Origin of the sequence: Enterobacter asburiae (assembly GCF_008080435.1) — a bacterium.
GTDB lineage: Bacteria > Pseudomonadota > Gammaproteobacteria > Enterobacterales > Enterobacteriaceae > Enterobacter > Enterobacter asburiae_C.
Genome location: NZ_VRKN01000012.1, coordinates 1 through 13,742, shown reverse-complemented (window position 1 = coordinate 13,742; position 13,742 = coordinate 1). Strand labels below are relative to the sequence as shown.

Here is a 13,742-nt window from a genome sequence, read left to right as displayed (position 1 = left end):
CATTTATTGTGTTCAATTAAACGCTTCGTGACAACCTTAACTGAAACATCGCACCCCGGGAGGCCCCATCGTGAGTTTATTCGACAAAAAGCATCTGGTTTCACAAACCGATGCATTACCGGGACGCAACACCCCTATGCCTGTGGCGACCTTACACGCCGTCAATAACCATTCCATGACCAACGTGCCGGAGGGAATGGAAATCGCCCTGTTCGCCATGGGCTGTTTCTGGGGCGTTGAGCGCCTCTTCTGGCAGCTGCCCGGCGTTTACAGCACGGCGGCTGGCTACACGGGAGGTTACACGCCAAATCCTACCTATCGCGAAGTCTGCTCCGGCGAAACCGGGCATGCGGAAGCGGTACGCGTGGTCTATGACCCTGAAGTGATTAGCTACGAGCAGCTTCTGCAGGTCTTCTGGGAAAACCACGACCCGGCGCAGGGCATGCGTCAGGGCAACGACCATGGCACCCAGTACCGCTCGGCCATTTATCCGCTCACGCCTGAGCAGGATGCCGCCGCGCGCGCCAGCCTTGAGCGTTTCCAGCAGGCCATGCGTGAAGCGGGCGATACGCGCGAGGTGACCACGGAAATCGCGACGGCGAAACCGTTCTACTATGCCGAGGACGATCACCAGCAGTATCTGCATAAAAACCCGTACGGCTATTGCGGTATCGGGGGCATCGGCGTCTGCCTGCCGCCACAGCTGGCCTGATTACCGATCCAGCGCCACGCGAGCCGCGTGGCGCGTGGCATTGCTGACCGAACCGTAATCCATCACTTTGCCCTGCAACAGCAGATTAAAGACCGGTGCCTGCGGTCGGTTGAGCCGCGTTTGCAGCAGATGAACGGCCTCAATCCCCAGCTCGCGGCAGGGCACCGTGACGCCCGTGACCGGTTTTTCCAGACGGTGCGCTAAATTCCATGCAAAATCGGTCGTAATCAACGAAATGTCTTCCGGAATGCGCAGCCCGTGGCGCGTTAACGCCCTGACCACGCCTTCCGTCATGCGGGTACTGTTCGGGAAAATCACCTCCGGCCACTGCGATCGGTCATGACTCAACAGCCACGCATCCAGCGCCTGCTCGGCCTCTTCAGCGGTAAACCACTCCGTCACGAGCAAATCGTGCTGGGGATCAAAGGCCACGTGAAAATGGCGATACGCCTCTTTGATGCCGTCCAGACGTGCATACAGCGTATCCCGCCGCAGGCAGGTGAGCGTGAGCACACGGCGATGCCCCTGCTCAAAAAGGTACTGCATGGCGGTGAAACCAATCGCCCGGTGATCGGGTGATACCGCATCCAGCACCCGATCCCGATCAACGGAATTAATCAAAACGCAGGGCTTATTCAGCGTGCTCGCCAGCTTAAATATGGTGGAATCATCGGTCCCAATAATAATTATCGCGTTGATATTCTTATGACTGGCCTTCTCCATAAAGACTTTCACATCGGCGTGCTGTTCTTCTAAACCACAGCAGCTGACCCACACGTTGTGCCGCGAGCAGGCTTCAGCGATCCCTTTCGTCACTTCCAGATAAAAAATATCTCCGCGCCCCTGAAAGGTTCTTTCCGGTGCAAAAACAGCGATACCGTTAATTAATAGTCTTCCGCTCGCCATTGACTCCAGCACACCTAATTCACGCGCGGTGCGAACGATCGCCTCCCTGGCTTTATCGCTGGTGTAAGACTTGCCGCTTAATACCCGCGAAACCGTGCTGACGGAATAGCCCGTCAGGGCCGCAATTTCCTCCATTTTCAACCTGCCGGGCATAGTGTGACCTCGCTCTCATTCAGTTTTTGCAAATATTTGCAGAAACAGTCCGTTGATTTTAAAACCAAATTTCAGAAAGCCTGGAGATTACTTAATCACCTTGCGAGTATTCTCACAAAAACACATTGTCGCTGCGCCTCCCCTTTCCTATTTTCCGGTCATCACTCATTTCAACTGAAATTAAGGTGTGACATGGAGAAGGTACGTTTTGGCATTATTGGAATAGGGAATATCGGTACGGTCCATGCGCGTTATTTACTGGCGGGTACGGTCAGTGACGCCTGCCTGGCGGCGGTTTGCGATAATGCACCGGAAAAGCACCCCGCTATCCGCCAGCTGGTCGGCACCCTCCCCTTATTCAGCGACGCGCAGGAGATGCTCCAGAGTGGGCTTATCGACGCGGTGATTGTCGCCACGCCGCACTACGAGCATCCGCGCCTGTCGATGCTGGCGATGCGCAACGGCATCCATACCCTGTGTGAAAAACCGGCGGGCGTGTATACGGCGCAGGTGCAGGAGATGAACGCCTGCGCCCAGGCGTGCGATGTGGTGTTCGGCATCATGTACAACCAGCGCCCGAATCCGCTCTACCAGAAGGTGAAAGATCTTATCGACAGCGGCGAGCTGGGTGAGATCCGCCGCTCCAACTGGATCATCACCAACTGGTATCGCTCGCAAAGCTACTACAACTCCGGCGGCTGGCGCGCCACCTGGAAAGGAGAAGGCGGCGGCGTATTGCTCAACCAGGACCCGCATCAGCTCGATCTCTGGCAGTGGCTGGTGGGCATGCCGGTCCGCCTGCGCGCGTTCTGCCAGTTCGGTAAACATCGCGAAATCGAAGTGGAAGACGAGGTCACCGCCTACGCCGAGTATGCCAACGGCGCGACGGGCGTGTTTATCACCACCGTGGCGGAAACGCCGGGCACCAACCGGCTGGAAATCGTCGGCGATCGCGGCAAGGTGGTCGTCGAAGAGGGCAAGCTACGCTACTGGCGGCTGCGTGAATCTGAAACCGCCTTCAACGCCCGCTGGCAAAACGGTTTTGGGGAACCCGAATGCTGGGAGGTCACGCTTCCGGTCGCCCCGGAATGCAGCGAACACCACGTCATTACCGCCAACTTCTGTGCCGCCATCCTGCGCGGTGAGCCGCTCATTGCGCCGGGTCTGGAAGGGATCCACGGGTTGACGCTCTCCAACGCCATGCACCTCTCCACCTGGACCGACGACTGGGTCGAACTCCCGATCAACGAGAAACAGTATCTGCGCCTGCTTCAACAGCGCATCAGCACCTCAGTGGCTAAAGAGACAGCCAGCGTCACGCTGGATGCCTCCGGCACCTGGTAACTCCGGAGAAGAATTGATGTTAAATGTCGCTATTGTGGGAACAGGGAATATCTCGCATAACCATATTCAGGGCTATTTGCAGTTCGGCCAACGCTGCCGGATCGTCGCGCTGGTGGATATCTACCCGGAAAAAGCCCACGAGAAAAAAACGCGCTACGGTCTGACGGACGCCCGCGTGTATGACAGCCACCAGCAGATGCTGGCGTCAGAGCCGGATATCGACATCGTCGACGTCTGCACGCCGCCCTACGTCCACGCAGAGATCAGCATTGATGCCCTGAATGCGGGGTGCCACGTACTGTGCGAAAAACCGATGGCCGCCTCGCTGGAAGAGTGCGACGCGATGATCGCCGCGCAAAAGGCCAGCGGCAAAACGCTCGCCATCATTGCGCAGAACCGCTTTACCGATGCCTTCTGGCGTTTAAAAGCGACGCTGGACTCGGGGCTCGCGGGCAAGATCTGTCACGCGCAGGTGGATTCGTTCTGGTGGCGCGGACACTGCTACTACGACCTGTGGTGGCGCGGCACCTGGGAAAAAGAGGGAGGCGGCTGCACCCTCAACCACGCGGTTCACCACATCGACGCCATTCAGTGGATGCTCGGCTTCCCGTCCGAGGTGGTGGCGATGATGACCAACGTGGCGCACGACAACGCTGAAGTCGAAGACCTCAGCGCCGCGATCTTCAAATACCCCAGCGGCGCGCTCACGCAGCTTACCGCCTCGGTCGTGCACCACGGCGAAGATCAGAAAATTATCATTCAGGGCGATAAAGCGCGCATCTCCGCGCCGTGGCAGGCCTTTGCCAGCGTCAGCGCCGATAACGGCTTCCCGCAGGAAACCAACGACCGGGAGCGAGAAGCGCAGCTCAACGCCGTTTTTCAGGAGACGCCGAAGCTTGAATGGACGCTGCACACCGGGCAGATTAACGATCTGCTTTATGCCATCGAGCACGGCACGGCGCCGTTAGTGGATGGCCTGCAGGGCAAACGCTCGCTGGAGCTGATCACCGCGATCTATAAATCCGCCATTACCCGCAGCGTGGTCTCGCTGCCGATTCAGCGCGATGACCCGTTTTACCGTACCGGCGGGACGAACGCCCTCGCGCCCCGTTTTTATGAAAAATCCGCAAGCGTCGCCAACTTCAGCGAAGTGGGCGCGATTCCCCTTGGCAAAGATCTGGATTAAGGAGTGACACCATGAACAAGCATGATGGAATGAACTACGCCCCGGTGGGTAAACCGCAGCCGGTTGTTCGGGAGGGTGAATTTGTCTTTGCTGCCGCCGCACTCGACCACGGCCATATCTACGGCATGAGTAACGGTCTGATTGAAGCCGGGGCCACGCTGAAATGGGTGTACGACCCCGATCCGGCCAAAGTGGATAAGTTTATCCAGCAGTACCCGCAGGCAAAAGTGGCGGAGTCGCTGGAGGTGATACTCAACGACGACGAAGTGCGTCTGGTTGCGGGTGCGGCCATCCCGTCCGAGCGCTGCGCGCTGGGGCTGAAAGCCATGGCCGCAGGCAAGGACTACTTCACAGATAAAGCACCGCTCACCACCCTTGAACAGCTGGCCGATGCCAAAGCGATGGTGGAAAAAACCGGCCGGAAATACGCGGTGTATTACAGCGAACGCCTCCACGTAGAGAGCGCGGTTTTTGCCGGACAGCTGGTGCAGCAGGGGGCGATTGGTCGCGTGGTGCAAACCCTGGGAACCGGCCCGCACCGGGAAGGAACGGGCCGCCCGGACTGGTTCTACGATCGTCGCTACTTCGGCGGCATTCTGTGTGATATCGGCAGCCACCAGATTGAGCAATTTCTGTTTTACACGGGCAACAGTAACGCCGCCGTGGTCGCCAGCCAGGCACGCAATTTCAACCATCCGCAGCATCCGGCATTTGAAGATTTCGGCGACGCGACAATCAGGGGCGAAAACGGCGCCAGCGGCTATTTTCGCTGCGACTGGTTCACCCCGGACGGACTCTCAACCTGGGGCGATGGCCGCCTGACGCTGCTCGGCACCGAAGGCTATATCGAGATCCGCAAATATGTCGATCTCACCCGCGGCGAGCAGGACGTGGTGTATCTCGTTAATAAAGAGGGGGAATTCCGTTATCCGGTCGCCGGAAAGGTCGGGTTCCCGTTCTTTGGCGAACTGATCCTCGACTGTCTGCATCGTACCGAAAACGCCATGACGCAGGCGCACGCCTTCAAGGCGGCGGAGCTCTGCGTGAAGGCACAGATGCTGGCCAACGCGACGGAATAACGGGAGGCGACAATGACGATCCTGAACACAGCGGTTATCGGTGCCGGCGCAATTCACGGCTGCCACGTGAACGCGTTGCGCCAGATGCCCAACGTCGCGCTGCGCGCGCTGGTAGACATCGACAGTGGCAAAGGACTGAAGCTGGCGATGGGCTATCAGTGTCGCTTTTATCAGGATTACCGGGAAATGCTGCTGGATGAGGCCATCGACGTGGTCCATATCTGCACCCCGCATTTCGAGCATAAAACCATGATCCTGGCGGCGCTGGCCGCCGGGAAGCATGTTTTCTGCGAAAAACCGGTGGGGATGAACAGCAGCGAGCTCGTTGAAATCACCCGCGCCGCTGAGCAGGCGCCGGGGCTGCTCGGCGTGTGCTATCAGAACCGGCTCAACCCCACCAGCCTGGGCATTCTCCAGGCGCTGGACGATGGCGAGCTGGGGAAAATGCTCAGCATCAAAGCGGTGCTGACGTGGTCACGCTCGGGCGCGTACTACACCGAAAGCCCGTGGCGCGGGCGGCTGGCAACGGAAGGCGGCAGCCTGCTGATCAACCAGGCCATTCATACCCTCGACCTGATGCAGTGGTTCGCCGGCGGCGTGACGCGGGTGAAAGGCGTGGTTGACCGCGGTGAGCTGGCGGACGTGACCGAGGGAGAAGACAGCGCGATGGCGACGCTGCATTTTACCAACGGCGCGCGCGGCCTGTTTTATGCCAGCAACTGCAATACCACGGATTCCCCCCTCTGGCTTGAAATCCACTGCGAGCGGGGCTCGCTGCTGCTCAGTGACAACGTGCTCTGGCGCATCACACCCGGCGAGCGCCTCAGGCTGGCGAGCGATAACTCCCCTGACGGTCTGGTCAAAAGTTACTGGGGGCTGGGGCATGAGCAGGCGATCCGCCGTTTTTATCATGCCATTTCTCATCCCGGAAATGCGAGTTACACCGACATCCGCGAAGCCGGAAAATCACTCACCCTTGTGGAGGCTATTTATCGCTCATCTCAGTTAAGACAATGGATAGAACTCAATAAGTAGAACGTAATGTGTTGTCCAGATTTGAATAAAAATACGACCTGAAAAACAGGTTAATCATTACCCTACACTGGATATTATTATGGTCAAACCTACTGAACGTAGAGTGGGTTACGGCGTGGCGCTTGGCTACGGCGTGACCGATCTGTTTGGCGGAGGTGCATTCACCATTATCGGCACCTGGCTGCTCTTTTTTTACACCACCTATTGCGGGCTCTCGGTTATTGAAGCGGGCTCTATATTCGCCATTGCCCGCGTGATTGATGCGTTATTAAGCCCGATTATGGGCTATATCACCGATAATTTCGGGGATACCTGGCTCGGGCGTAAATTTGGCCGTCGCCGCTTCTTTTTATTACTCAGTTCGCCGCTCATGTTTTTGTATGCCCTGCTGTGGCTGACGGACATGGGATACTGGTATTACCTGGGAACCTATCTCTCTATTGAGCTGCTGTCGGCAATGGTGCTGGTGCCCTGGGAAACCCTGGCGGCGGAAATGACAAACCGGTATGAAGAGCGCAGCCGCCTCTCCGGCGTGCGCATGATCTGCTCTCAACTGGGTGGTTTTCTTGCGGTTTCCGTTCCCGGCGTGATTATGCAGTTCACGGGGAAAGATAATCCGTTTACCTATACCCTCACCGGGCTGATATTTTCCTGCGTGTTCTGCATTGCGGTATTTATTACCTGGTACACCACCTGGGAAGCAAAAGATGTGCAGCAAGAGTCCGATTTTAAAGTGGACAACCAGCGCAGCAGCGGGATACTCAATCACCTGAAATATCTGGTACTGGATCTCTTTTCTTCATTCCGCATTCGCGCGTTCCGCCTGCATATTATTATTTATATCTTTTCGTTCACGGCGATGGACGTCTTCGGGTCGGTCTTTACCTATTATGTCGTGTATTGCCTGAGCCAGGATGCCTCAGCGGTTTCCGGCTGGCTGAGTATTGCAGCCTTTGCCTCAGTACCGGGTACCTATGGATTTATGCTGCTATTGAACCGTCTGAACATGACGCCGTCTGCCGCCCTGCGACTCGCGTACGGCTGTATCATCCTGGTGCTGGCGTTCCTGTTTACGGTCTACCTGACCAAAACGCAGGTGCCGACGCTGCTGTTCTCGGCGGTCTTTGTCCTGTTGGGTGCTGCCCGCGCCGGCCTCTATTATATTCCGTGGAACATTTACAGCTTCATTCCGGATATCGATGAGATGGTGACGCAGCAGCGCCGCGAAGGCATTTTTGCCGGTGTGATGGTCCTGACCCGTAAGAGCACCGTGGCGATTGCCATCATGATTATTGGCCTGGTGCTGCAGGAGTCCGGTTTTGTGAAGGGCAGCGGCGCGCAGCCTGAAAGCGCGCTGGGGGCGATTATCGGCCTGATGATCTTCGCGACCGCAGCCCTGCTGGCGGTCAGCTTCTTTACCACCTACAGGTTCAAGCTCACCCGCGAGACGCACAGGCTGCTCCTGAAGGAAATTGCACGCCGTAAGCTGGGCGGTGATTACCGCGACTGCGACGCCAGGACCCGCGTGGTGATTAAGCAGTTAACGGGTTATGAGTATGACCAGGTGTGGGGAGGAAGCGCCTCACGACGCGCGGAGGGGAACGCCCGTTTATCCGCCGCGGAATAGCGCCCTATACCGGACAGCGCCACGCTGTCCGGTCTGTTTTATGCCAAAATGTGACCTCTGGCAGATTTACATCTCTTTACGCTATACTACCCGCTGAAATAATCGGCTCAACGCTACGAGCTGACGTTCAATGTGTTTTCACACAAATGGTATCAACTTCCCTTCCGAGGATCTGGCTGAAGCCGGATAAACTATGTTAAACAGTATTTTAGTAATACTTTGTCTGATTGCCGTCAGTGCATTTTTCTCGATATCTGAGATCTCGCTGGCCGCGTCCCGTAAAATCAAACTGAAGCTGCTTGCCGATGAAGGCAACATCAATGCCACCCGCATCCTGAAAATGCAGGAAAACCCCGGCATGTTCTTCACCGTGGTGCAGATTGGCCTCAACGCGGTCGCCATTCTCGGCGGTATCGTGGGTGATGCGGCATTTTCCCCGGCGTTTTATAGCCTCTTTGTTAAGTACATGTCCGTTGAGCTGGCCGAACAGCTGAGCTTTATCCTCTCCTTCTCGCTGGTCACTGGCCTGTTCATCCTCTTTGCAGACCTGACCCCGAAACGCATCGGTATGATTGCGCCAGAAGCTGTGGCTTTGCGTATCATCAACCCGATGCGCTTCTGTCTGTACGTGTTTCGTCCGCTGGTGTGGTTCTTCAACGGCCTGGCGAACGTGATTTTCCGCATCTTTAAGCTGCCTATGGTGCGTAAAGACGACATCACGTCTGACGACATTTATGCGGTCGTGGAAGCCGGCGCGCTGGCTGGGGTGCTGCGCAAGCAGGAACACGAGCTGATTGAGAACGTATTTGAACTGGAATCCCGTACCGTGCCGTCTTCCATGACGGGCCGTGAGAACATTATCTGGTTCGATTTGCATGAAGAAGAGCAGAGCCTGAAGAACAAAGTGGCGCAGCATCCGCACTCCAAGTTCCTGGTCTGTAATGAAGATATCGACCACATCATCGGTTACGTCGACTCCAAAGACCTGCTGAACCGCGTGCTGGCAAACCAGAGCCTGGCGCTCAACAGCGGCGTGCAGATCCGCAATACCCTGATTGTGCCGGACACCCTGACGCTCTCAGAAGCGCTGGAAAGTTTCAAAACCGCCGGGGAAGACTTCGCGGTTATCATGAACGAATACGCGCTGGTTGTGGGTATTATCACCCTGAACGACGTGATGACCACGCTGATGGGCGACCTGGTTGGCCAAGGGCTGGAAGAGCAGATTGTTCAGCGTGACGATAATTCATGGCTGATTGATGGCGGCACACCGATTGAAGACGTGATGCGCGTGCTGGATATCGACGAGTTCCCGCAGTCCGGTAACTACGAGACCATCGGCGGCTTTATGATGTTTATGCTGCGTAAAATCCCGAAACGTACCGACTCGGTGAAGTTCTCCGGCTACAAGTTTGAGGTGGTGGATATTGATAACTACCGCATCGACCAGCTGCTGGTGACGCGCATCGACAACAAACCGACCGTACTGGTACCAAAGCTGCCGGACGCGGAAGAGAAGGTATCAGCGTAAAGTGCCTGCCCCACATACATCAACGGCTCCCATTGGGAGCCGTTTTTTTAACTACTGCATAGCACGTTAGTTAAGCCATCTCAGTTTGCAGACGCATAACCTGACGGTTGACTTCGGACATCACAGACAGGTGCTGTTTGTCCTTCACTTTTGGGATAAGGATCTTGCCCTTATCAAACTCAAAAGCGCCAACATCCTTGATATACAACCGTCCACGGAACAGGATCTTCACGTACTTCGCCACCTGAAGCGGGTTGTAGCGTTGGAAAATTTTCATTCTTGTATCTCCTGCGAATCATACGCTCTTGCGGCGCCACAATCGGCCCGACTGTCCTGAGCGCAAATTTTAATGCCCAATGACTATAGACCAGAACTACGGTGTTACCCAGTGTGCATAAGTTTATTTACCGTTTGATTACAATTATTCAGAATAATCTTTGCAAAGTGTGACTGAGAGCAGTATAAGCCGTCGTTTTTTCATGGATATGTGCGTTCACCCGCAAACTGGCATCGGGATTGCGGGAAAACCACATTGATCGCACTTATGATTAAAAGCGCAAGACCAAGTGGTCGGATCACCTGCAAACAATAAGGAAACGCCATGACCCTACGTAATATCCTTGCAGCAGCCTGCCTGCTGCTGCCCCTGTGGGCTTCCGCTCACAACATTGAAAAAGGACAACGTGTACCGCCAGTCGGCATTGCTGACCGGGGAGAATTGATTCTCGACAATGATAAGTTTAGCTACAAACCCTGGAATAGCGCGCAGCTCGCGGGCAAAGTGAGAGTTGTACAACATATTGCCGGTCGTACATCCGCAAAAGAGAAAAATGCCAACCTGGTGGAAGCGATCAAGGCCGCAAAATTCCCTCACGACCGCTACCAGACCACCACAATCGTGAATACCGATGACGCCATTCCGGGCTCCGGGATGTTTGTGCGCTCAAGCCTTGAGAGCAATAAACAGCTCTATCCGTGGTCGCAGTTTATCGTCGACAGCAACGGCGTAACCCGTAAGGCCTGGCAGCTGGAGGAAGAGAGCTCCGCGATTATCGTGCTGGATAAAGAGGGTCGCGTACAGTGGGCGAAAGACGGCGCGTTGACCCAGGAAGAGGTGCAGCAGGTTGTCGACCTGCTGCATAAGCTGCTGGCTCAATAAATAGTGACGCGGAAACCGGGGTTGAGGAAGGATTCGCGCGGGGTGTAGTCCAGCGGCTTGCCCTGCCAGTCATGAACATGCGCCCCGGCGGCCGCGGCAACGGCATGCCCGGCGGCGGTATCCCAGACGTTGGTTGGCCCAAAGCGAGGGTACAGCTGCGCATGGCCTTCCGCCACCAGGCAGAATTTCAGCGATGAGCCAATCGAGGTGGTCTGGTGTTCACCCAACTGTTGCAGGTACTCCTGCAGTTCACTATCGCTGTGCGAGCGGCTAATCACCACCAGCGGTGGACGCGCATCGCGCACCTGGATCTGCTTGCGCACGCCACACTCTTCCTTCCACGCCTTCCCTTCCGCGGCGCTGTACATCACCTTCATTACCGGCGCGTAAACCACGCCCAGCACCGCTTTTCCCTTCTCAATCAGGGCGATATTGACGGTGAATTCACCGTTGCGCTTGATGAACTCTTTTGTCCCGTCCAGCGGATCGACCAGCCAGTAGCGCTGCCAGTGCTGGCGCTCGTCCCAGCTTTGCGGTGCTTCTTCTGACAGAACAGGGATGTCCGGCGTTAAGGCCTGTAACCCTTTCAGGATCACCTTATGCGCCGCAATATCTGCCGCCGTGACCGGAGAGTCGTCGGCTTTGCTGACAACGTCCATAGGTTTACTACCGTCATATACCTGCATGATGGCATCTCCCGCATCCCGTGCGAGCTGACAAATTTTATCTAGCATTTTCCACCTCTTTGTTAACGCAGTGAGGTTAACTCTTTGTTTTAGTTATATCGTAATGTGAACAATTCCGCTATCTGTGAAGCAATTCCGGTTTCAGGTGACTTTTTTCTGTCAGGATTCACATTTCTGTAAGCAACACGCTATAGATACATACTCTTTTGTGGTCTGCATCGAAAAAAGGACTCCTCTGATGATTAAGTTTAGTGCAACGCTTCTGGCGACGCTGATTGCAGCGAGCGTGCAGGCGGCGACGGTAGATCTGCGTATTCTGGAAACGACCGATCTGCACAGCAACATGATGGACTTCGATTACTACAAAGATACCCCTACGGAAAAATTCGGACTGGTACGCACGGCAAGTTTGATCAATGCGGCGCGTGGCGAAGTGAAAAACAGCGTGCTGGTCGACAATGGCGATCTCATTCAGGGTAGTCCGCTTGGGGATTACATGGCGACCAGGGGACTGAAGAAAGGCGAGATCCATCCGGTGTATAAGGCGATGAACACCCTGGACTATACCGTCGGCAATCTCGGCAACCACGAATTCAACTACGGGCTGAAATACCTGCATGACGCGCTGGCCGGTGCGAAATTCCCGTACGTTAACGCCAATATCATCGACGTTAAGACCCAAAAGCCGCTCTTTACCCCTTACCTGATTAAAGAGACAAACGTCGTCGACAAGGACGGAAAAAAACAGACGCTGAAAATTGGCTATATCGGTTTTGTCCCGCCGCAGATCATGACGTGGGATAAAGCCAACCTCGACGGTAAAGTGACCGTTAACGACATCACCGAAACCGCGCGCAAATACGTGCCGGAAATGCGCGAAAAAGGCGCCGATCTGGTGGTCGTTGTTGCCCACTCGGGTCTCTCCGCCGATCCGTACCAGGCCATGGCAGAAAACTCCGTTTACTATCTGAGTGAAGTCCCGGGCGTCGACGCGATCCTGTTCGGCCACGCCCACGCGGTCTTCCCGGGCAAAGATTTCGCCAGCATCAAAGGGGCGGACATTGAGAAAGGAACGCTCAACGGCGTGCCGTCGGTGATGCCGGGCATGTGGGGCGACCATCTTGGCGTGGTGGATCTGGTACTGAATAACGACAGCGGCAGCTGGAAGGTGACGCAGTCAAAAGCCGAAGCGCGGCCGATTTACGACGCTGCGGCTAAAAAATCGCTGGCGGCTGAAGATAAAAAACTGGTCGACGTGCTGAAGCACGATCACGACGCCACGCGCGAATTCGTCAGCAAGCCGATCGGCAAATCCGCCGACAACATGTACAGCTTCCTGGCGCTGGTTCAGGACGACCCGACAGTTCAGGTCGTCAACATGGCGCAGAAAGCCTATGCCGAACACTTTGTGCAGGGCGATCCGGATCTGGCAAAACTGCCGGTCCTGTCAGCCGCTGCGCCATTCAAGGTAGGCGGGCGTAAGAATGATCCGGCAAGCTATGTTGAAGTCGAAAAGGGCCAGTTGACCTTCCGTAACGCCGCCGATCTCTACCTCTACCCGAACACGCTGGTGGTGGTAAAAGCGACGGGCCAGGAGGTGAAAGAGTGGCTGGAGTGCTCTGCCGGACAGTTTAACCAGATTGACCCGCACAGCAGTAAGCCGCAGTCGCTGATTAACTGGGACGGCTTCCGCACCTATAACTTCGACGTAATCGACGGCGTGAACTACCAGATTGACGTCACCCAGCCGGCGAAATATGACGGCGAGTGTCAGGCGATTAACCCGCAGGCGGAGCGCATCAAAAACCTGACCTTCAACGGCAAGGCGATCGACCCGAATGCCACCTTCCTGGTGGTGACCAATAACTACCGCGCCTACGGCGGTAAGTTTGCCGGGACGGGCGATAGCCACATCGCTTTTTCTTCACCGGACGAGAACCGCTCGGTGCTGGCGGCGTGGATCAGTGCGGAATCGAAGAAGGCGGGCGAAATTCATCCGGCAGTGGATAACAACTGGCGTCTCGCGCCGATTCATAGCGATACGAAACTGGATATCCGCTTTGAAACCTCACCGTCCGATAAAGCTGCCGCGTTCATTAAGGACAAGGCGCAGTATCCGATGAAACAGGTCGCGATGGATGATATCGGGTTCGCGATTTATCAGGTGGATTTGAGTAAGTAAAAACAAAACGGCAACGCACGTTGCCGTTTTTGGTGTTTGTTCCCTCTCCCTGTGGGCTGAGGGTTCCCCACAAAATAATGCCTGCACGGACAACCCCCTCTCCCTTGAGGGAGAGGGCTGGGGTGAGGGGGAACATACGGCT

At 55.9% G+C, this 13,742-nt stretch carries 12 protein-coding genes; 9 read left to right on the top strand and 3 right to left on the bottom strand.

The features are described 5' to 3' along the window. The first annotated feature begins 70 nt into the window (after nucleotides 1-70). A complete protein-coding gene (gene msrA / locus FU672_RS18770; protein ID WP_148244376.1) occupies nucleotides 71-712 on the top strand; it encodes a peptide-methionine (S)-S-oxide reductase MsrA in 642 nt (213 codons plus the stop codon). Here the strand turns inward: msrA and FU672_RS18765 are convergent, their stop codons facing one another. Next, entirely contained in the window at nucleotides 713-1,771 is a 1,059-nt protein-coding gene (locus tag FU672_RS18765) for a LacI family DNA-binding transcriptional regulator (RefSeq protein WP_148244375.1), read from the bottom strand. 192 nt (nucleotides 1,772-1,963) lie between these two features. Here FU672_RS18765 and FU672_RS18760 point away from each other — a divergent pair, with 192 nt between their 5' ends. The 6 genes from FU672_RS18760 (at nucleotide 1,964) to paeA (ending at nucleotide 9,573) form a co-directional block, all read left to right on the top strand. Continuing rightward, nucleotides 1,964-3,115 carry a Gfo/Idh/MocA family protein gene (locus FU672_RS18760; protein WP_148244374.1) on the top strand — a complete coding sequence of 384 codons (1,152 nt, stop codon included), beginning with the start codon at nucleotides 1,964-1,966 and terminating at the stop codon, nucleotides 3,113-3,115. Nucleotides 3,116-3,131: 16 nt separating this feature from the next. Continuing rightward, the gene (locus FU672_RS18755) at nucleotides 3,132-4,301 is read left to right on the top strand and encodes a Gfo/Idh/MocA family protein (protein ID WP_148244373.1); all 1,170 of its coding nucleotides are present in this window, start codon (nucleotides 3,132-3,134) and stop codon (nucleotides 4,299-4,301) included. An 11-nt stretch (nucleotides 4,302-4,312) separates the two neighbouring features. Further along, nucleotides 4,313-5,380 (top strand): Gfo/Idh/MocA family protein, encoded by a 1,068-nt coding sequence (locus tag FU672_RS18750; protein WP_148244372.1) that lies wholly within the window; start codon nucleotides 4,313-4,315, stop codon nucleotides 5,378-5,380. A gap of 12 nt (nucleotides 5,381-5,392) precedes the next feature. Beyond that, on the top strand, nucleotides 5,393-6,415 hold the full coding sequence (locus tag FU672_RS18745) for a Gfo/Idh/MocA family protein (protein WP_148244371.1): 1,023 nt from the start codon (nucleotides 5,393-5,395) through the stop codon (nucleotides 6,413-6,415). 79 nt (nucleotides 6,416-6,494) lie between these two features. Then, entirely contained in the window at nucleotides 6,495-8,042 is a 1,548-nt protein-coding gene (locus FU672_RS18740) for an MFS transporter (RefSeq protein ID WP_148244370.1), read from the top strand. A 193-nt stretch (nucleotides 8,043-8,235) separates the two neighbouring features. Beyond that, nucleotides 8,236-9,573, top strand: coding sequence for a polyamine export protein PaeA (gene paeA / locus FU672_RS18735; RefSeq protein WP_148244369.1), 1,338 nt, complete (start codon nucleotides 8,236-8,238; stop codon nucleotides 9,571-9,573). A gap of 70 nt (nucleotides 9,574-9,643) precedes the next feature. Here paeA and FU672_RS18730 read toward each other — a convergent pair whose 3' ends face one another. After that, on the bottom strand, nucleotides 9,644-9,850 hold the full coding sequence (locus FU672_RS18730) for a DUF1107 domain-containing protein (protein ID WP_003856054.1): 207 nt from the start codon (nucleotides 9,848-9,850) through the stop codon (nucleotides 9,644-9,646). Nucleotides 9,851-10,174: 324 nt separating this feature from the next. Between FU672_RS18730 and FU672_RS18725 the strand changes: the two genes are divergently transcribed. Further along, nucleotides 10,175-10,732, top strand: coding sequence for a YtfJ family protein (locus tag FU672_RS18725; RefSeq protein WP_148244368.1), 558 nt, complete (start codon nucleotides 10,175-10,177; stop codon nucleotides 10,730-10,732). Here the strand turns inward: FU672_RS18725 and cysQ are convergent. After that, on the bottom strand, nucleotides 10,726-11,466 hold the full coding sequence (gene cysQ / locus FU672_RS18720) for a 3'(2'),5'-bisphosphate nucleotidase CysQ (RefSeq protein ID WP_148244367.1): 741 nt from the start codon (nucleotides 11,464-11,466) through the stop codon (nucleotides 10,726-10,728). The genes FU672_RS18725 and cysQ overlap by 7 nt on opposite strands. A gap of 190 nt (nucleotides 11,467-11,656) precedes the next feature. On the opposite strand from cysQ, the gene FU672_RS18715 reads away from it, so the two are divergent. Next, a complete protein-coding gene (locus FU672_RS18715; RefSeq protein ID WP_148244366.1) occupies nucleotides 11,657-13,600 on the top strand; it encodes a bifunctional 2',3'-cyclic-nucleotide 2'-phosphodiesterase/3'-nucleotidase in 1,944 nt (647 codons plus the stop codon). Nucleotides 13,601-13,742 lie beyond the last annotated feature (142 nt).

Excerpts from the sequence above, each read along its gene's own strand:
- FU672_RS18765 (WP_148244375.1), bottom strand. The coding sequence starts at position 1,771 with ATGCCCGGCAGGTTGAAAATGGAGGAAATTGCGGCCCTGACGGGCTAT.
- FU672_RS18760 (WP_148244374.1), top strand. The coding sequence starts at position 1,964 with ATGGAGAAGGTACGTTTTGGCATTATTGGAATAGGGAATATCGGTACG.
- FU672_RS18755 (WP_148244373.1), top strand. The coding sequence starts at position 3,132 with ATGTTAAATGTCGCTATTGTGGGAACAGGGAATATCTCGCATAACCAT.
- FU672_RS18750 (WP_148244372.1), top strand. The coding sequence starts at position 4,313 with ATGAACAAGCATGATGGAATGAACTACGCCCCGGTGGGTAAACCGCAG.
- FU672_RS18745 (WP_148244371.1), top strand. The coding sequence starts at position 5,393 with ATGACGATCCTGAACACAGCGGTTATCGGTGCCGGCGCAATTCACGGC.
- FU672_RS18740 (WP_148244370.1), top strand. The coding sequence starts at position 6,495 with ATGGTCAAACCTACTGAACGTAGAGTGGGTTACGGCGTGGCGCTTGGC.
- paeA (WP_148244369.1), top strand. The coding sequence starts at position 8,236 with ATGTTAAACAGTATTTTAGTAATACTTTGTCTGATTGCCGTCAGTGCA.
- FU672_RS18730 (WP_003856054.1), bottom strand. The coding sequence starts at position 9,850 with ATGAAAATTTTCCAACGCTACAACCCGCTTCAGGTGGCGAAGTACGTG.
- FU672_RS18725 (WP_148244368.1), top strand. The coding sequence starts at position 10,175 with ATGACCCTACGTAATATCCTTGCAGCAGCCTGCCTGCTGCTGCCCCTG.
- cysQ (WP_148244367.1), bottom strand. The coding sequence starts at position 11,466 with ATGCTAGATAAAATTTGTCAGCTCGCACGGGATGCGGGAGATGCCATC.
- FU672_RS18715 (WP_148244366.1), top strand. The coding sequence starts at position 11,657 with ATGATTAAGTTTAGTGCAACGCTTCTGGCGACGCTGATTGCAGCGAGC.